This is a genomic window from Prosthecobacter sp., from assembly GCF_049294395.1.
Classification (GTDB): Bacteria; Verrucomicrobiota; Verrucomicrobiia; order Verrucomicrobiales; family Verrucomicrobiaceae; genus Prosthecobacter.
This window is the reverse complement of record NZ_JBAQCR010000196.1, coordinates 1-16824: the sequence shown is the minus strand read 5'-3', so window position 1 is coordinate 16824 and position 16824 is coordinate 1. Positions and strand designations below refer to the sequence as shown.

The 16824-nt window shown below is 60.5% G+C and carries 16 protein-coding genes; 13 read left to right on the top strand and 3 right to left on the bottom strand.

All coding sequences use genetic code 11. The features are described from left to right. Positions 1 to 64: 64 nt before the first annotated feature. Positions 65 to 697 (bottom strand): peptide-methionine (S)-S-oxide reductase MsrA, encoded by a 633-nt coding sequence (gene msrA, locus WAW39_RS12620; RefSeq protein ID WP_422319319.1) that lies wholly within the window; start codon positions 695 to 697, stop codon positions 65 to 67. 233 nt (positions 698 to 930) lie between these two features. Between msrA and WAW39_RS12615 the strand changes: the two genes are divergently transcribed. From WAW39_RS12615 to WAW39_RS12600, 4 genes are all read left to right on the top strand, one after another. Next, entirely contained in the window at positions 931 to 1311 is a 381-nt protein-coding gene (locus tag WAW39_RS12615) for a globin (protein ID WP_422319317.1), read from the top strand. Between the two features lie 42 nt (positions 1312 to 1353). Further along, complete coding sequence (locus tag WAW39_RS12610) at positions 1354 to 1779, top strand: c-type cytochrome domain-containing protein (protein ID WP_422319315.1); 426 nt, start codon at positions 1354 to 1356, stop codon at positions 1777 to 1779. A gap of 6 nt (positions 1780 to 1785) precedes the next feature. Then, positions 1786 to 2724: a 2-hydroxyacid dehydrogenase gene (locus tag WAW39_RS12605; protein ID WP_422319313.1), complete on the top strand. Its 939-nt coding sequence runs from the start codon at positions 1786 to 1788 to the stop codon at positions 2722 to 2724. A gap of 78 nt (positions 2725 to 2802) precedes the next feature. After that, entirely contained in the window at positions 2803 to 3393 is a 591-nt protein-coding gene (locus WAW39_RS12600; protein ID WP_422319311.1) for a hypothetical protein, read from the top strand. A 224-nt stretch (positions 3394 to 3617) separates the two neighbouring features. Here the strand turns inward: WAW39_RS12600 and waaF are convergent, their stop codons facing one another. Further along, a complete protein-coding gene (waaF, locus tag WAW39_RS12595; protein ID WP_422319309.1) occupies positions 3618 to 5585 on the bottom strand; it encodes a lipopolysaccharide heptosyltransferase II in 1968 nt (655 codons plus the stop codon). Between the two features lie 80 nt (positions 5586 to 5665). Here waaF and WAW39_RS12590 point away from each other — a divergent pair, with 80 nt between their 5' ends. Beyond that, positions 5666 to 6997, top strand: coding sequence for a sulfatase-like hydrolase/transferase (locus WAW39_RS12590; RefSeq protein ID WP_422319307.1), 1332 nt, complete (start codon positions 5666 to 5668; stop codon positions 6995 to 6997). Positions 6998 to 7228: 231 nt separating this feature from the next. On the opposite strand, the gene WAW39_RS12585 is transcribed toward WAW39_RS12590, so the two are convergent. Further along, positions 7229 to 7867, bottom strand: coding sequence for a response regulator transcription factor (locus WAW39_RS12585; RefSeq protein ID WP_294396957.1), 639 nt, complete (start codon positions 7865 to 7867; stop codon positions 7229 to 7231). 211 nt (positions 7868 to 8078) lie between these two features. On the opposite strand from WAW39_RS12585, the gene WAW39_RS12580 reads away from it, so the two are divergent. From WAW39_RS12580 to WAW39_RS12545, 8 genes are all read left to right on the top strand, one after another. Then, complete coding sequence (locus WAW39_RS12580) at positions 8079 to 8528, top strand: ExbD/TolR family protein (RefSeq protein ID WP_422319303.1); 450 nt, start codon at positions 8079 to 8081, stop codon at positions 8526 to 8528. Positions 8529 to 8570: 42 nt separating this feature from the next. After that, the gene (locus WAW39_RS12575) at positions 8571 to 11402 is read left to right on the top strand and encodes a hypothetical protein (RefSeq protein ID WP_422319301.1); all 2832 of its coding nucleotides are present in this window, start codon (positions 8571 to 8573) and stop codon (positions 11400 to 11402) included. A gap of 251 nt (positions 11403 to 11653) precedes the next feature. After that, on the top strand, positions 11654 to 12097 hold the full coding sequence (locus WAW39_RS12570) for a hypothetical protein (RefSeq protein ID WP_422319299.1): 444 nt from the start codon (positions 11654 to 11656) through the stop codon (positions 12095 to 12097). Continuing rightward, a complete protein-coding gene (locus WAW39_RS12565) occupies positions 12094 to 12411 on the top strand; it encodes a hypothetical protein (RefSeq protein WP_422319297.1) in 318 nt (105 codons plus the stop codon). The genes WAW39_RS12570 and WAW39_RS12565 overlap by 4 nt, the downstream gene beginning before the upstream one ends. A 43-nt stretch (positions 12412 to 12454) precedes the next feature. Next, positions 12455 to 12883 (top strand): hypothetical protein, encoded by a 429-nt coding sequence (locus tag WAW39_RS12560; RefSeq protein WP_422319295.1) that lies wholly within the window; start codon positions 12455 to 12457, stop codon positions 12881 to 12883. 209 nt (positions 12884 to 13092) lie between these two features. Continuing rightward, positions 13093 to 15261: a TonB-dependent siderophore receptor gene (locus tag WAW39_RS12555; RefSeq protein WP_422319293.1), complete on the top strand. Its 2169-nt coding sequence runs from the start codon at positions 13093 to 13095 to the stop codon at positions 15259 to 15261. An 18-nt stretch (positions 15262 to 15279) separates the two neighbouring features. Further along, a complete protein-coding gene (locus WAW39_RS12550) occupies positions 15280 to 16098 on the top strand; it encodes a DJ-1/PfpI family protein (RefSeq protein ID WP_422319291.1) in 819 nt (272 codons plus the stop codon). Between the two features lie 70 nt (positions 16099 to 16168). After that, positions 16169 to 16657, top strand: a complete 489-nt coding sequence (locus WAW39_RS12545) for a c-type cytochrome (protein WP_422319289.1) — start codon at positions 16169 to 16171, stop codon at positions 16655 to 16657. Positions 16658 to 16824 lie beyond the last annotated feature (167 nt).

The window sequence follows — 16824 nt, the reverse complement described above, 5'->3', positions numbered from 1 at the left end:
CCTTGCGGCTTGGGCTGAATCGGAAACCGCACTCGGAGAGTGCGGACCACTGCACGGTGGGTGATTACTTCGCCTCGGGCTTGATCTTGCCTTTTTCTTCGAGCTTGTGCTTGAACTTCTCAGTCTTGGGATCAACGACGGCGCGGACGTAGCCTTGGTCGGGATGGAGGGCTTTGAAGTTCTGGTGGTAGTCTTCGGCGGGGTAGAATTTTTTCAGCGGGGCGATCTCGGTGGCGATGGGGTCTTTCCACTTCTTCTGCACTTCGATCTTGGAGGCTTCGGCGATCTTGTGCTGCTCTTCACTGGTGTAGTAGATGGCGGAGCGGTACTGGGTGCCGTAGTCGTTGCCCTGGAAGGCGGTGCCTTTGGGCAGGAACTTGCCGTGATGCACCCCGTCTTCCTTGGTCACGCTGGTGGGGTCATGCGCGTCCCAGAAGAGATCGATGATTTCCTTGTAGCTGATGACGGCGGGATCGAACTCGACCTTGATGACTTCGGCGTGGCCGGTGTCGCCGGTGCAGACGTCTTCGTACGTGGGGTTTTCGGTTTTGCCGCCGGCGTAGCCGCTGACGACATTCTTGACGCCTTTGACGAGGAGGTACTGCGCCTCGACGCACCAGAAGCAGCCGCCACCGATGATGGCGGTTTCAGTTTTGGCGGCGTCAGCAGCAGAGGAGGTCGGGGCAAGGGAGGCCATGAGAAAGAGAGTGAGGAGGGTGAGCGCGGTTTTCATGGGTTAGATACGAACGAGTTGGATCGGAGAGTCAATCATCCGTCCTGTGAGAGACGAAACTTTCGGGGGAATTCCTGAAAACTGAAGATGGGCGGCCGCAAGGAGACGCAAAAAAGGACAAAAAATGAGTCAGATTCGGAAGGTTTGGTTCTTTGATCTTTTTTGCGTTTCCTGGCGGCCATCTCTACTCTGCTCCCATGGATGAACTCTCAACTCTCTGCGCCCGGGTGGGCGAAACCAAGCTGCGCGAGATGGTGACGGCGTTTTACCGGCGTGTGCGGGTGGATGATGTGATCGGCACGATGTATCCGCCGGATGACTGGGAGAATGCGGAGAAGCGGCTGGCGGATTTCATTGTGTATCGTTTCGGCGGGCCGCAGACCTACATCGAGGAGCGCGGGCATCCGCGTCTGCGCGGCCGGCACATGCCGTTTTCCATCGGTGAGGCAGAGCGGGACCGCTGGATGAAACTGATGGGTGAGGCGATGACCGAAGTGGCGGTGCCGGACCCCGAGGCGCCCATCATCAGCACGTTCTTTGCGCAAGTGGCGGACATGATGCGGAATCGTCCGGGCTGAATCGCTGCTTGTCAGGCGGGGCTGCCACCGGATGATGAACTCATGAGCCGATTTCTTCGCATTGCACTGGCGCTGGGCGCGGCGCTTCCTGCCTGCGTGATGGAGCTGACGCGGCTGAAGAACGACCCCGTGGATTTTGTGCGCCGTGTGAAGCCTATCCTGGAGAAGAGCTGCCTGGAGTGCCACCAGCATCGGTATGAGTTTGCCGGACTGAACCTGGAAACCAAGGAGCGGGCGATGAAGGGCGGGCGCAGCGGGCCGGTGATCGTGCCGGGAGCGCCGCATCAAAGCCGGCTCTACAAGGTCCTGCTGCTGGGCCATGACAACCCCGTGGCCATGCCGCCCACCCCTGAACGGCTGGAGCGCGATTACGAGCAGACCATTCACGACTGGATCCAGCAAGGCGCCAAATGGCCGGAGGGCGTGCGCCTGACGCCACCGCAGGACTGGAAAAAATCACGTTCATAACATCCCATGGAAAAGACCCCTGTTCTCATTCTCGCCCCGTTGCCGGACTTCCTCATGCAGCCGCTGCTGGCGGCGCATGTGTGTCATGATTACTTCCATGCGGAGGACAAGGCGGCGCTGCTGGCCGATGTGGGGGCGGAAATCCGCGGCATCGTGATGGCCGGGGGCAGTGTGTCGCCGGTGCCATTGCTGGAGCAGCTGCCGAATCTTGAGATCATCAGCGTGTTTGGCGTGGGGTATGATGGCGTGCCGGTGGACTGGTGCAAAGCGCATGCCATCCGGGTGACGAACACGCCGGACGTGCTGACGGAAGACGTGGCGGACACGGCGAGCGCGCTGGTTTTGATGACGAGCCGGAAGCTGATCGCGGCGAACCGTTTCCTGCATGCGGGCGCGTGGACCAAGGGGGCCTTCCCTCTGGCGCATGCGCTGCACGGCAAGCTGGCGGGCATCGTGGGTCTGGGGCGCATTGGCAAGGCGATCGCGCACCGGCTGGAAGCGCATGGGATGCGCATCGCCTATCATGGCCGCACAAAACAAGAAGTGAGCTGGGAGTATGTGGACTCGCTGGTCGCGCTCGCGCAACAGGTGGACTTTTTAGTGGTGGCCTGTCCTGGCGGTGCGGCAACGAAGCACCTGATCAACGCGGAGGTGCTGGCCGCACTGGGCACGAAGGGCACGCTGATCAACATCGCGCGGGGTTCGGTGGTGGATGAGGCGGCGCTGATCACGGCGCTGCAAAACGGCACGATTCGTGGCGCGGGGCTGGATGTGTTTGAAAACGAACCGCATGTGCCGGAGGCGCTGATGCAGTGCGAGAACGCGGTGCTGCTGCCACACCTCGGCAGCGGTACGCATGAGACGCGTGCGGAGATGGCCCGGCTGGTGGTGGAAAATCTGGCGGCGCACTTCAGCGGCGCGGCGCTGCTGACACCCGTGTGCTGAGGGGTTCTTCGTAGGATTGCCTGTTCGTTTTGGCAGATTGCCTGCTTGCCCTTCAAGCTTGAGCCACTATTAAACTTCATGGGTAAAATCATTCTCGGAGCAGTTCTCACCGCCATGGCCGTCTTCGGCTGGGAGGCGGTGTCGTGGACAGCCCTCGGCTGGCATCAAAATGGGTTCCGCGCCTTTCGTGATGAATCCAAGGTTGCCGAAGTGATCAAGGCCAACGTGACCTCCGGCCATGGCATCTATCTGCTGCCCGCCATGGGTGAGGCGCCGAAAATCGCCACTGCGGAAGAGAAGAAAGCCTTCGTAGCAGAGCAGCAGAAAGCGATGCAGAACGGCCCCTACGTGTATGCCATTGTTCGTCCGGGCAAAGCTGATGTCAGCATGGGGATGAACCTGACTTTGAGCTTCATCCGCTGCCTGATCTGCTCCCTGTTGATTGCGGCGCTGCTCTCCCAGACGGCGTTGTTTTATCCGGCGCGCATCGCCTTCGTGGCGGCGGCAGGATTGTTCGCCGGCCTGACGGCCGATCTGCCGATGTGGATCTGGTTTGAAAATCCGGGCCGCGATGCGGTGGTGAACATTGCCGATCACTTGATCGCCTGGGTCATCGGCGGTGCCGTGCTGGGCATCTTTGTGGGCAAGGACCCGGTGGCGGACCGCTGAGGCAGGTGCTCTTCAGCAGTACGACAGGCACTCATGCCTGTCGGTCAGCGCCCACTCAATCTCCCCGGCTCACCCAAGTCCCACAAACCGACCGTCGCATGCGTCAGCCTGCCGGAGAGCGGCACGAAAAGCCAGCTCGCAAGTTGCGGGTGTTGGCGAGAGCGCTGGCCGACAGACAAGAGAGCCGAGGCTTGGCGAGACAGGCGAAGCCAATCTGTCGTACTTCAGAGCACTCCACTGGTCTTCAGCACGGCCTGGGCCACCTCTTCGGGTGTGACGAGGGTCATGCAGTTGTAGTGGCCGAAGGGGCACTCGCGCTCGAAGCAGGGGCTGCACTCGATCTTGTGCTGGATGACGGTGTGGCGCTCGCCGAGCGGGCCGGTTTCGATCGGGCAGGTGGAGCCGAAGATGCTCACGGTGGGAATGCCCAGCGCCGCCGCCAGATGCATGGTACCGGTGTCATTGGTAAGCAGGAGCTGGCAGCCGCGCAGTTTGGCGATGAGCTCGGAGAGCCGTGTTTTGCCCACGAAGTTTTCATGGGGTGCATGGAGCATGGCGGAGAGCTTTTCGCCCATCTCCTTTTCCCCGGGGGCCCCAAAAAGCTCCCAGCGGAACTGGGAATGCTGCGCGGAGATTTGATTCACCACGGCGGCAAAGCGCTCCAGCGGCCAGCGCTTGGCGGGCCCGTACTCGGCACCGGCACAAACGCCGACACGGATGATGCCATCAGTCGAGACCGGCGGTGTTCCGGCGTCCCACACGCCGGGTTGATCGATGTCGGCGCCGATGCCCTTGGCGATGCGCAGGTAGCGGTGCGCATGATGCTCCTTGCTCCCTTTGGCCGGGCCGCCCTTGATGATTTGATTGAGCAGCTTCGCACGAAAGGACCCTTTGACCCCGACTCGGCGGGGGATGCCTGCGAGCCAGATTTCTAGCGTGCTGCGGGTGGAGTTGGTGCAGAACACGGCGGCATCAAACTTCACGCCGGTGGCCTTGATACGCCTGGCCACGGCGAAGAGGCCTTCCTTGGCGGGCTTGCCGATGTAGCGCGAGACTTCGGGCATGGAGAGCCACAGCTCCTCCAGCTTGTCCGGGCCGAGAATGGTGATCTTCATGTCCGGCCGGCCGCGTTTGATAGCGCGCACCATGGGGAAGGCCATGCAGGCGTCTCCGAGCCAGTTGGGGCTGCGGATGAGCAGCTCAAAGGGCTGCAGGCGGCTCATATCGTAGCCGGTGGGAAAGGCCACACCGCGACGATACTCGGCCAGCAGGAATCGCGGCTTGGGCAGCTTCCAGCGGTTGTGCACCCAGAACCAGCTCGCAGGCTGCTCGCGGATCAGCTTTTCCACGGCGGCATTGATCGCCAGGGTCAGGCCATCGGCGTTGGGCTGTGATTCATCGGCTTTGACCTCCGGGGCACAGACCAAGCGCCAGCGTGCCGGGCCGTCATTGTAAACCATCATGGGCAGCACCACCGCATCCGTGCGGATGGCCATGAGCGCCGCGATGGTGGTGGTGGAGGCCAGGCGGTCGAAGAAGGGGCACCACAGGCCATGATCTCCGGCATGCTGATCCACCAGCACACCGACCTGACCGGCTTCGCGCATGAACTTCATGGGCGCATTGAACCCTGCCTGCCGGTCAAACAGCGCATAGCCCAGCTTTTCGCGACGGCGAAGCACCAGCGCATTGAGCCAGGGATTGTGCAGCGGCTGATAAATGGCGCCCGCCTGATGGCCGCGCACATACATGGATGGCACCTGGGTCAGGATTTCCCAGCAGCTGGCATGCAGCACCAGATTCAGCAGCGGACGTTTGCCATTGTCGTAGGCAGCCTGCGCGCGCTCGATGCCTTCGGACCGCACATGCCTGCAGATCTGCGCCTCGGTCATCAGCGGCAGTTTGAAACCGCAGAGCACGTTGGCGAACAGGCTCTTGAAATGCTCATAGGCGAGGGCCTTGAGTTCGGCGGGGGATTTCTCGCGGCCAAAGGCGATGTGCAGGTTGTGCAGCGCGAGGCGGCGGTATTTGCCAGCCAGAAAATACACCACGGCACCCAGCACCCGGCCGATGTACCACACCACGATGAGCGGCAGCAGCCACAGCACGCCTTCGATGCACCGGAACAGCGCGTAAACCAGCCACTGCACTATGCGTGTGGATAGTCTGGCGGAGTCTTTGGCGTGGCCCATGTGCCCTCTTTATGCCGCAACGCTTCCGGGCACGCAACCGATCATGCGAGATCGGCGGGGGAGGCTTCGTTTGGCGTGGCATGCACCGCCTTTTTCTCCTGCTCATGACTTGCTGCCCGCTGCTGCATGCAGCCGCCGCGAAGCCGAACATCGTTTTCATCATGGCGGATGATCTCGGCTGGGCGGACGTGGCCTTTCACGCTGGCACGGCCCCCACTCCCACGCTGGACAAACTGGCCCGGGAGGGACTGGAGCTCACGCATCACTACTCCGCGCCCGTGTGCAGCCCCACGCGCACAGGATTGATGACCGGGCGCTGCTGGAGCCGCTTTGGCGTCACGACCCCGCAGAGTGTACGGGCGCTGCCATGGGATACGGTGACGCTGCCGCGTGCACTGAAATCGGCGGGCTATGAAACCTGCCTCACGGGCAAGTGGCATCTGGGCTCAAAACCCGCGTGGGGACCGAATCACTTTGGCTTTGATCACAGCTACGGCTCGCTGGGCGGTGGTGTGGGGCCATGGGACCACCATTACAAGAAAGGTGAATTCAGCGAGACGTGGCATCGGGATGAAAAGCTCATCACGGAATCCGGTCATGTGACGGACTTGATCGCGAAGGAGGCCTGCGACTGGCTGGCGGCGCAGAAGGACGCGCCGTTTTTCCTCTATGTGCCGCTGACGGCGGTGCATCTGCCCGTGAAGGAGCCGGAGGAGTGGTTATCTAAAGTACCTGCGGGCATCACCGGTGCGGTGGCCCGGCAATACGCGGCCTGCATCATGCACATGGATGCGGCGGTGGGGCAGATCGTGGCCGCGCTTGAAAAGAACGGGCAGCGCAGCAACACGCTGCTTGTCTTCACCAGCGACAACGGCGGCAGCACTGCTGAGAACAACGGCCAGGCCTACCCGCCGGACGGCTACGAGCCCGGGCCGCTGACCGGGAACAACAAGCCACTGCGCGATGAGAAGGGCAGCGTCTATGAAGGCGGCACGCGTGTGCCCTGCCTCCTGAACTGGCCCGGCACACTGAAACCCGGCACGCATGACGCGCCGGTGCAGATCATCGACTGGATGCCCACCTTCTGCGCGCTGGCCGGATTCAAACCGGCCAAGGATCTGAAATGGGACGGCGTGAATCTCTGGCCGCAGCTGGCCGAAGGAGCGCCGCCGCCGCCGCGCACGCTCTACACCGTGGGCCCCAATTTCAAATCACGCGCCCTGCGCTGCGACCCCTGGAAGCTGGTGGTGCAGGGCACGGCGGGGAAAGAGAAATTCGAGCTCTATGACATCCTCGCCGATCCAAATGAAACCAAGGATGTGGCCACGCAGCAGCCCGATGCGCTGGCCACGATGAAGGAGCGGCTGAGGGTCATGGCACGGGCGGACCGCGATGCGGTGGTGAAGGACTGAGCCTGTTTTCTGAACGTAGGTTGGGTGTGTTTGGCGGATGATGATTTCTCCATCACCAAGACGCTGCTTCGCCAAACCGCCCGACTCTGGGAGCGTTCGCAGGCTGGGGTGCGTTGCCGCACGCCGAGAGACGGGCGGGCTGTCGCCACACCCATCCTACGTCAGAGCACAAAAAAAAACGGGCGGTGCCTGCGCACCACCCGTTGAAGAGAATCGTTGTCTTGAGAAATCCTATTTCTCCACCCAGCGGACGGCTTCCATGAGGAGTTCGCGAGCGGAGGCGAGGCCGAGCTTCTGACGGATGTTCGCCTTGTGGGCGTCCACCGTCTTGGCGCTGAGGGCCAGCTTTTCTGCGATGCTGTGGGAGTCGAAACCGCGGCCCACCATCTCGAAGATTTCGAGCTGACGGTCGCTGAGCATGCGGGCGGGTTCGCCACGGGAACCGCCACGAGGGCCGCCACCGGAAACGATGCTGCCGAGCAGGGAAGCGCTGAAGAAGAAGGAACCAGCGGCCACCTGACGGAGGCCCTGCAGCACGCGAGTGCTGGGTTCGCCCTTCATCACATAGCCCATGGCACCGGCGCGCAGGCAGCGCTCCGCATACACGTTTTCATCGTGCATCGAGTACACGAGGATCTGCATGTTTGGATGGCTGGCACGCAGCTTTTTGATGAGGTCCACACCACTGCGGTCCTTCAGGGTGATGTCGAGCACGACTACGTCGGGCTTGAGTTTGGCGATCTGCTGAAGAGCGGTATTGGCGTCTTCGGCGCTGCCGATGACCTGCATGTCTTCCTGCTGGTCGATTAGTTTCTTAAGCCCTTCGATAACGATAGGGTGGTCGTCGAGTATATAGATTTTGCTTTTCACGGTCGGACTAGAAGACTCATTTTCAAAAGAATGTCAAGCCTACGTTCTTAAGAAACTTTGAGCGAGGAATGCACTCCATTGCATTTCAATGTTTGAGAGCATGGTCATTTAACCCAAAACGCACCCTCCATCCACCCTTAAAGTAGGACTTCAGGGCTTAAAAAGCCACCCCAAGATTCCCCTCTAGTGCGCGTCATGCAAACCACATGCCATGAAACACCACATCCATTCCGACGATATCGCGATTGGCTTTCAGATCGCGCCCATGATTGATGTCGTCTTCGTCATCATGCTGTTTTTCATGGTCATGACGGGCTCTGTGAAGGTGGAGCGTGAGCTTCGCACCCGGCTGCCCAACCCCGGCAACCCGGAACAGGCCGTCCCGTTTCCCGCTGAAGAAATCACCATCGGCATTCTCGAAGACGGCACCGTGACGATGAACGAGGAGGTGTTTGACACTCCCAAGGACAAAGCCCTGCCTTCGCTGACCAAGAATCTGCGCCGTGCTTCCGAATCCTCCGCACGGCAGCAGCAGAAGGTGCTGGTGACGATCCAGGCGGAAGAGCAGGCGAGCTACGAGCGGGTCATTGATGTGCTCAATTCGCTGCATAAGGCCGGGATTCAAAACGTGACTTTCACGGTCGGCAACAACCCGCTTTGATCTCCGCCGACAGGCTTCTGCCGCAGCGCGCGTTCTTTGCGCATGTCCCGCTGCTTTCTCTTCCTGCTGCTTTCATCAGCCGGCGCCTTCGCCCAGCTCGCCAACAGCCCGCCGGTACCCCAATGGCTGGCGGCACCTGAAGCCGGCACGACCTTCACCCAGACCGTGAAGCACGAGGGCAAGCTGCTCAAGGCCGTGCTGCTCACCGCCAGTGATGGCGCCGTGGAGATCGTGCTCGATGGCAAGACCCTCGCCACCATCAAAGCCGCTGACACCGCGACTGGCACCGACCTCACGCAGCAGCTGGGTGATGGCAAAGCGCATCAGCTCGGGCTGCGTGTGCCGGGCAAAGCGAAAACCGCCGCGCGGCTGGAGCTCAATGGGGACCTCGCCGCCGTGCGCTGGATCGCCACGGATGCGAGCTGGCAGAACGCGGTGGTGAGCGGCCCCACCGATGCCGATCCGGCCACGAACCCCTTCGACTTGAAGAAGACCTTTGATGCCTACAACTCCTGGCAGCTCGCCAAACCGGGCGCGCAGAATCAGGCGACTGATCCCGCCACGCTGACCTTTCCGCCGGGTTTCAAAGCGGAGCTCATCCGCTCCGCGCAGCCAGGTGAAGACTCCTGGGTTTCGATGGCGTTTGATCCGCAGGGCCGCATCACGCTGGGCAAGGAGAAGAAGGGCCTCATTCGACTCACGCTCAGCGGCAGCGGGGATCAGAAGGTGGAAGTCATCGACGATGAAATGCTGGAATGCCGGGGCCTGCTCTATGCGCACGGCTCTCTCTTCGCAAACGCGAACAACTCGAAGGCGCTCTACCGCCTGACCGACACGAACGGCGACGGCATCTTTGACGAACGCAAAGAACTCGTCCGCACTGAAGGCGGCGTGGGTCATGGCCGCAATCACATCAAGCTCGGCCCCGATGGCGACATCTACGTGGCGCATGGCAACAACGTGCTGCTGCCGAAGAACCTTGATCCCGACTCACCGCTGCGAAACTACGCGCCTGATCAGCTCATCCCGAACCCGTGGGACAGCAGCATGTTTGACGGCAACGTGGAACTGCCCGCCGGACACATTCTGCGCGTGAAGCCGGACGGCAGCAAGGTCACACTCCTCGCGGGTGGTTTGCGCAACCCGCTGGACATCGCTTTCAATTCACGCGGCGATCTTTTCACCTTCGATGCCGACATGGAGCGGGATGTGGGCACGCCGTGGTACATGCCGACGCGGGTGCTACAGATTGTTCCTGGTGGCGATTACGGCTGGCGGCGCGGCACGGGGCGCTTTCCGGCGTGGTATGCGGACACGCTGCCGAGTGTGATCGACATTGGATTGTCTTCGCCGACGGGGATTTACTTTGGGTATGGAGCGGAGTTTCCGCAGAAATATCAGGATGCGCTCTACCTGCTGGATTGGAGCTACGGGCGCATCATCGCGGTGCATTTTGGCAGCACCGTGACGCAGGAAACCTTCGTGGCAGGCAGACCGCTGAACGTCACGGACGGCTGCATCGGTCCCGATGGAGCCATGTGGTTTACCACCGGTGGACGTGGGACTCAGAGCGGGTTGTATCGTGTGACCTGGGCTGGCAAGGAACGATACCTTTCAAAGATGTCCGGCCGCACTATCCGCCACTCTTCCGGCCCTGAGCAGTATGCAGACGCCATGCGCGAAAGAAGCGTGCCTGGGGGATGGACACCAGACCTCTCTTTCACCTTTCGCTGCATTGAGTCACCTGATCGGTTTGTGACCAACGCAGCGCGTCTGGACCTGGAAAGATCCGATCCCACCCTTTGGAGAGAGCGAGCTTTAGCTGGGATGAGCATGCATGCCCTTCTAGCTCTCGCGCGGACAGGGGAGAAAAGAGATCTGCCGGCGATTCTCGATGCCGTTTTGAAGGCGTCGCCTGCGCCAACTTTGGATGCCCTCCGAGTGGTCGCGGTGGCGATCTCACGGCATGGCACACCGGATAATGCCCAGCAGCAAAAGCTCATGGCCTGGGCGGCCTTTCCTGCGGATGAAACCTTTCTCAACCGCGAGCTCTGCCGCCTGCTGGTCTATCTAAAATCCCCCAAGGTCATCGCGAAAACAATGCCGCTCCTCCAAGCGGCCACGACTTCGGAGGACCTTCTCTATTACCCCTTCATGCTGCGCTACCTCAAGGAGGGCTGGACGCTGGAGCAGCGGAAGGTCGCGTTTGAGGCGCTGAACAAGGCGGAGAAGATGAACGGGGCCTCGACCTTCTTCAAAGCGATCAGCGACACGCGCAGCGAGCTGGCGGCGGCGCTGAAGCCAGAGGAGGCCACGCAGCTCGCGGCGGTGATTTCACCAGCAAAGCCTGCGGTGCTTTCTGCGCATGCGCTGCCGGGGCATTCGTTCAAGAACTGGACGCTGGAAGATCTGACGCCATTGCTGGCGAAGATGGATGCGAAGACGCGCAGCCGCGACAGCGCGAAGGATGCGCTCATCCGTGCGCAGTGTGTGTTCTGCCATAAAGTGAGCAATGATCCCGCGCTTCCAGCGGGCGTGTTTGGGCCGGACCTGGTGCAGGTGTCCGCGCGCTTCAACCGCCGCGATCTGCTGGATCACATCTTGAACCCCTCCAAGTTCATCGACGAAAAATTCCGCTACGTGACGGTGAAGACGAGCGATGGCAAAACGATCACCGGCAGCCTGGAGAGCGAGGACGATGAGCGTGTGGTGCTGAAGCCGAACCCACTGGCACCGGAGAAAAGCGAAATCGCGAAGGCGATGATCAAGGAACGCAGCGTGTCCGAGGTCTCGCCGATGCCCGCCGGATTGCTCAATTCTCTGAAGGCCGAGCAGATTCTCGATCTGCTGGCGTGGTTTGAGAGCATGAAGTGAGTTTAGTCTGTTGGTTCCCAGACAAGGTCTTGGGACAGCAGTGTGCAATGAGCCATTTTATCGCGATCGATAGAAACATCGAAAAGTGCAGAACTCACTTTGGCCGTGTTTGACCATGTATTCGAATTAGATTGCGGTCATTCGGAAACATCTTTTGACAACACACCAGCGGATGCACGAGTTATGACCGCATACGTTTATGTGCCAGATCCTTGCGAAGGTTAGGGGAAGAACTGCAGCTGCAGCAACCAATGAAAAACCATCTTCGAAAAAGCTTTGTTATTTTTGGGACGATTGCTCTCGTTTTGATTGGGACAATAGCTTGCTTTGAAAGTTCGCACAAAGACAACATAGCTCCTAAAAGCATACAACCATGGTGGAAAGACTATTCTCTACCTCTTCCAAAGTCAGGTGCCGTCAAGGTTCCGAACGAGGTTTTGATCGAAGTAGGTATCTTGAATGATTTAACATGTGTTTTTGAGGGGAACAGCTATTCAAAGAATGACTTTTTCACCTATCTTCGTGAGAGAAAGAAACACTTGGCCCAAGAAGGCAAGACTCTCTTCGTGATCGGTCACGCCGGCCCCGGATTGGACATGATGTCAGCCTCAACAGCCTTCAATCCCATCGTAGGATCGAAAAATTTTATGTTCAAAAGCAAAGCGGAAGATAGACAAGTATCGACGTCATTTTGAACGAAAGCGCGAACACCCGCGACTGCGTAACCCTGACCTTGTGCCTGCATGAAAACATGCCGGGAGGTCCCTCCCTCTTGCTTATCGGTGAAATTCGTGCTGCGGGAACGCTGGTTTCCTTTGCCAGTGAAGGGGCGGTGATCCAAGCGGTGCTGAAGCCGAACCCGCTGGCACCTGAGAAGAGCGAAATCGCGAAGGCGATGATCAAGGAACGCAGCGTGTCCGAGGTCTCGCCGATGCCGCCCGGATTGCTCAATTCTCTGAAGGCGGAGCAGATTCTCGATCTGCTCGTGTGGTTTGAGACTATGAAGTGAGCGACGCTGTTGACAGTGCACGCCGCACAACCATACTCGCGTCATGCCCGCCCGTTCCAAAGTTTCGCTGCTGCCGCGAATCGCGCGGCTGGTGATCGTGGCGGCGATCTGTCTGTCTCTCGGCATGCACTGGGCGCTGCTGCAGGGCATCGCGTGGACGGGGATGCTGATCTCCTTTGCCAGCGAAGGGACGGTGATGGAGGCGGTGCAGAAAACCTTCGATGGGCAGCATGGCTGCGCGCTTTGCAAAAAAGTGAAGGAAGGCAGCAGCTCCGACCGCAAGCAGCCGCAGCAGGCGGGACAGTCCGTGCAGAAGATCAACGCCGTGCTGGTGGAGATGACGACCCTGACCGCCCCTGCAGGAAACACTTTCTCATTCGTGCCGCTGCACGAAACGTTGGTGCAACGCACCGAACTGCCGGAGACGCCACCGCCAAGACGCGGCAGCAGCAGACTCCTCTCTCTGGGTTGAGCACCACAGACGCACCCACTGCGTGAACTCGCAGGCAGGTGCGACTGGCTTCACGCCTCATCACCGTCGTGCCCCCCCCGGCCCGCGTCGGAATGGGCATGGGCATACACTCGTCATCCCAGACAACGCGCACCATCACGCCCTGACCGGACACTCATGGCGTGAGGACTTCACTCATGTGCCCTGTTCTATTTTTTCAATCATCACTCATGCTTTCCTCTCTTTTTCTAAAGCGCATTTCCCGCATCAGGCTTCTCGCGGCAGTCTCTCTGCTTGCCGTTCCCACGGTCTATTCTCAAAACACACCTGCCCCGCAAAAGGGCGGGCCCAAGGTCAAGGCCACGCCCGCCTCCACGCCCGCAGAGCTCGCGCGCCAGGAGTCCAAGGAGCTGCCGGAGATCATCATCACCGCCCAGCCGGACTCCTACCTGGCACCGTATGCGAACACGACCACGCGTTCGGAGATTCCGCTGCGCCAGCTCCCGCAGTCGGCGCAGGTCATCACACGCACGCTGATGGACAACCAGCTCTCCCAGAACCCGGGGGATGTGGTGAAAAACTTCAGCGGGGTCGTCGGCAACGACACTCGTGAGATCAACAATGTGCAGTATTACATCCGCGGCTTTCAGTCGGCCCCCTACCTGGACAACTTTCAGCTCTACTACCCGGGACCGGCAGCGGAGACACTGATCAACACGGAGCGGGTGGAGGTCGTCAAAGGACCCACGGGCACCATGTTTGGCGGCGCGGCAGGCGGCCCGATCGGAGGCTTGCTGAACTTCGTTTCCAAGCGTCCTGAAAAAGAGGCGCACTACATGATGGGCATGAACGCCGGAAGCTGGGGCGCCTATGGCAACATCTGGGACGTGAACCAGCCGCTGGACAAAAACGGCCGTGTGCTGTTCCGCATCACCGGAGACGTGCGCGAGACGCGGGACGTGAATCCCTACATCAAAGGGCATCTCACCAGCTTCTTCCCCACGCTGGCCATCTCGCTGAGTGATGACACGACCCTCACGCTGCGCGGACGCTACTCCGACCGCTCGCAGACGGACTACAGCGGCCTGCCCGGCACCGGGACGGTAAATCCAGCCAGCTTCAGCTTCAACCGCTACACCATCTTCCGCGCTGAAGGCCAGCCAGCGACCACCTCAAAAACGCGCAGCCTGAGCGCCGAGCTGAAGCACAGCTTCAACAGCGACTGGAACTTCATTCTCGAAGCCAACTTCATCGACATGAACTTTGACCAGTTCTCGGTGTTTCCCAGCTTTTTTGTCGCTCCGTTCGGGTCCCTCTATCCGGTGGATACCGGCACGCTGCTGCAAAACATGCACTCCTTTGCCTTCAATGCGCGGGTGAACGGCAAGTTTGAAACAGGTGCGCTCAAGCACAGCCTGACCATGGGCATGGACTTTGACCAGACGACGGACAATGGCGTGATGCTGGTGAATCCGGTGATTGGTTTCATTGATGCGACCAGTCCTGCCTACCCCACCTTTGCCGGCGGTGGCCTGCCGTTTGCCGACCAGCACAATGACTACCAGACCATCGCCGGTTTCCTTCAGGATCAGGTCACCTTCGCCGAGAAGTTTCACCTCATGGGATCCATGCGTTACAGCCAGCTTCAGGTCCATGACGTGGACACCGCCGCCGGCATTGACTCCCGTTTGAACGAGCACCGCGTCACCGGCAGGGCAGGGGTTTCCGTGGATGTCACGGAGTGGATGACCGCCTTTGCGGGATGGGGCCAGGGTTTCCAGGCACCGGTGGGCGTCCCGATCGCGGGCCCCAAGAAAGTTATCGAAGGAGAGCAGTGGGAGGCCGGCTTCAAGTTTGAGGTCAGCAAGACCCTGCAGGGCTCGCTGGCGTGGTTTCACAACGAGCGCAGCAATGTGCCCGTCTCGACCGGACTGCTCAGCGTGCAGTCAGGCATGCAGCGGGCCCAGGGCATCGAGGCGGACCTCATCTGGAAGCCCTTCTCAGAGGTCAGCGTGCTGGTGAACTATGCCTTTCAGGATGCCCGAATTGTCTCGGACACGACGCTGCCTGCAGGCAACCGCCTGCCGCGCATTCCGCAGCACTCAGGCCGCATCGCGGTGCGCTATGACCGCAAGGAAGGTCTGTTCCGTGGATTCGGCATGGGGATGGGAGTCACGATGGCAAGCTCCCGTGCGGGCGATTCAGCCAATACTTTCTCCACGCCTGCTTACGCCACGGTGGATGCGCAGCTCAGCTACACGCGCGGCCCGGCATCGGTGTCCGTGGGCATTCAGAACCTCTTCGACGCACGCTACTACCAGCCGCAGGCATTCCTGGGCGGAGCGGTGGCTCCCAATGCGCCCTTCAACGTCTTCTGCCAGGCCACGGTGCGCTTTTAATCTCAACGCCTGAACTCCATGAACACCGAGCGTCGTGAATTTCTACGTCAACTCACCTGCGTGCTGCCCGGCCTGGCCGCGCTGGCACAAACTACCAGCGCCCAGGCTGCCACAGAGACACCCAAGCCTGAACATGACATGTCCGCCATGCCTCCCGGCTGGATGGGGCATGAAGTGATCGTGCAGGTGCTTTACCCGCAGTTCACGGCGCTCGATCTCATCGGCCCGCATTACTTTCTGTCCTCCCTGATGGGAGCCAAAGTGCTGCTGGCGGCGAAGAGCATGGAACTCGTCAGTTCAGACTCGGGCGTGAAGATCATGCCCGACATCACCTTCGCCGACTGCCCGGCGGCGCTGGATCTGCTCTGCGTGCCTGGTGGCACGACGGGCACTCTGGCCGCCATGCAGGATGCGGAGACGATGGCTTTCATCCGCAAGGCGGGAGCGGCGGCGAAGGTCGTCTCCTCCGTCTGCACCGGTTCGCTCATCCTGGGTGCCGCAGGTCTGCTGAAAGGCAGAAAGGCCACCTCCCACTGGCTGGTCAAAGATTTGCTGCATCTCTTCGGCGCCACGGCTTCCAACGACCGTGTCGTGGAGGATGGCAAGGTCATCACCGCTGCCGGTGTCACCGCCGGCATGGACTTTGGCCTGCACATGTCCCTGAAGTGGCGGGACCGTGAATACACGGACTGCCTGGCTTTGCTGGCCGAGTACGACCCCCATCCGCCCACGACGGCGGGAGATCCTGCCAAAGCACCCGCCAAGTCCAAACAGCTCGTGGCGGACATGTTCACGGGCTTTCGCCAGAAGGTGGAAGCCATCGGCAAAGGCGGCTGAAGCACGAGCCCCGGTCACCCTCATCGAATCAAACTATCCCAAAAAAACCCAAAACCCCACCCCATCATTCATGAAAATATCCCTCAAACAACTCTTCGCAGCCGTTTGCGTGCTGCCCTTCACTTCGCTCATCCACGCTCAGGAATCGGCTCTTTCGGCGGAGTCGCTTGCACGCGGCCAGACGGTTTACATGCAGGTCTGCTTCGCGTGCCATCAGCCCACCGGGCTGGGCCTGCCGGGCATGTTCCCTCCGCTGGCCAGCTCTGACTGGGTGGCGGCGAAAAAGCCGGACCGCATCATCCGCATGGTGCTGCATGGCTTCACCGGACCCATCACGCTCAATGGCAAGCCCTTCACCTCCCCCGCGCCGCTCATGCCGCCGCAGGGCGCGGCACTCAGCGACAAACAGATCGCCGATGTGCTGACCTACGTACGCAACAGCTTTGGCAACAAGGCCGCCGCCGTCACGCCCGAGCAGGTGGCCGCCATCCGCGAAGCTGAGAAGGCGCGCAGCGCGATGTGGACCGAGGCCGAGATCAGCAAAATCCCCACCGAATAAAAACCATCTGCAAACATCATGTCTCAAAAATCATCTTCTCCCAAGAGCCTCGGCTCCTACATCACCGACCTGCTGACCTACGGCGTGGGCGCTGTCATGGGCGGCTCCATTCTCTTCATCGTGGGTGCGTTCATCGAAGGATCCTTTGTGGCGCTGCGGGCCAAACC

Bases quoted from the DNA above. Each gene is read 5' to 3' on its own strand.
- WAW39_RS12590 (WP_422319307.1), top strand. From the start codon at position 5,666: ATGCACCGCCTTTTTCTCCTGCTCATGACTTGCTGCCCGCTGCTGCAT.
- WAW39_RS12600 (WP_422319311.1), top strand. From the start codon at position 2,803: ATGGGTAAAATCATTCTCGGAGCAGTTCTCACCGCCATGGCCGTCTTC.
- WAW39_RS12610 (WP_422319315.1), top strand. From the start codon at position 1,354: ATGAGCCGATTTCTTCGCATTGCACTGGCGCTGGGCGCGGCGCTTCCT.
- WAW39_RS12580 (WP_422319303.1), top strand. From the start codon at position 8,079: ATGAAACACCACATCCATTCCGACGATATCGCGATTGGCTTTCAGATC.
- WAW39_RS12575 (WP_422319301.1), top strand. From the start codon at position 8,571: ATGTCCCGCTGCTTTCTCTTCCTGCTGCTTTCATCAGCCGGCGCCTTC.
- waaF (WP_422319309.1), bottom strand. From the start codon at position 5,585: ATGGGCCACGCCAAAGACTCCGCCAGACTATCCACACGCATAGTGCAG.
- WAW39_RS12550 (WP_422319291.1), top strand. From the start codon at position 15,280: ATGAACACCGAGCGTCGTGAATTTCTACGTCAACTCACCTGCGTGCTG.
- WAW39_RS12560 (WP_422319295.1), top strand. From the start codon at position 12,455: ATGCCCGCCCGTTCCAAAGTTTCGCTGCTGCCGCGAATCGCGCGGCTG.
- WAW39_RS12570 (WP_422319299.1), top strand. From the start codon at position 11,654: ATGAAAAACCATCTTCGAAAAAGCTTTGTTATTTTTGGGACGATTGCT.
- WAW39_RS12555 (WP_422319293.1), top strand. From the start codon at position 13,093: ATGCTTTCCTCTCTTTTTCTAAAGCGCATTTCCCGCATCAGGCTTCTC.
- WAW39_RS12615 (WP_422319317.1), top strand. From the start codon at position 931: ATGGATGAACTCTCAACTCTCTGCGCCCGGGTGGGCGAAACCAAGCTG.
- WAW39_RS12545 (WP_422319289.1), top strand. From the start codon at position 16,169: ATGAAAATATCCCTCAAACAACTCTTCGCAGCCGTTTGCGTGCTGCCC.
- msrA (WP_422319319.1), bottom strand. From the start codon at position 697: ATGGCCTCCCTTGCCCCGACCTCCTCTGCTGCTGACGCCGCCAAAACT.
- WAW39_RS12605 (WP_422319313.1), top strand. From the start codon at position 1,786: ATGGAAAAGACCCCTGTTCTCATTCTCGCCCCGTTGCCGGACTTCCTC.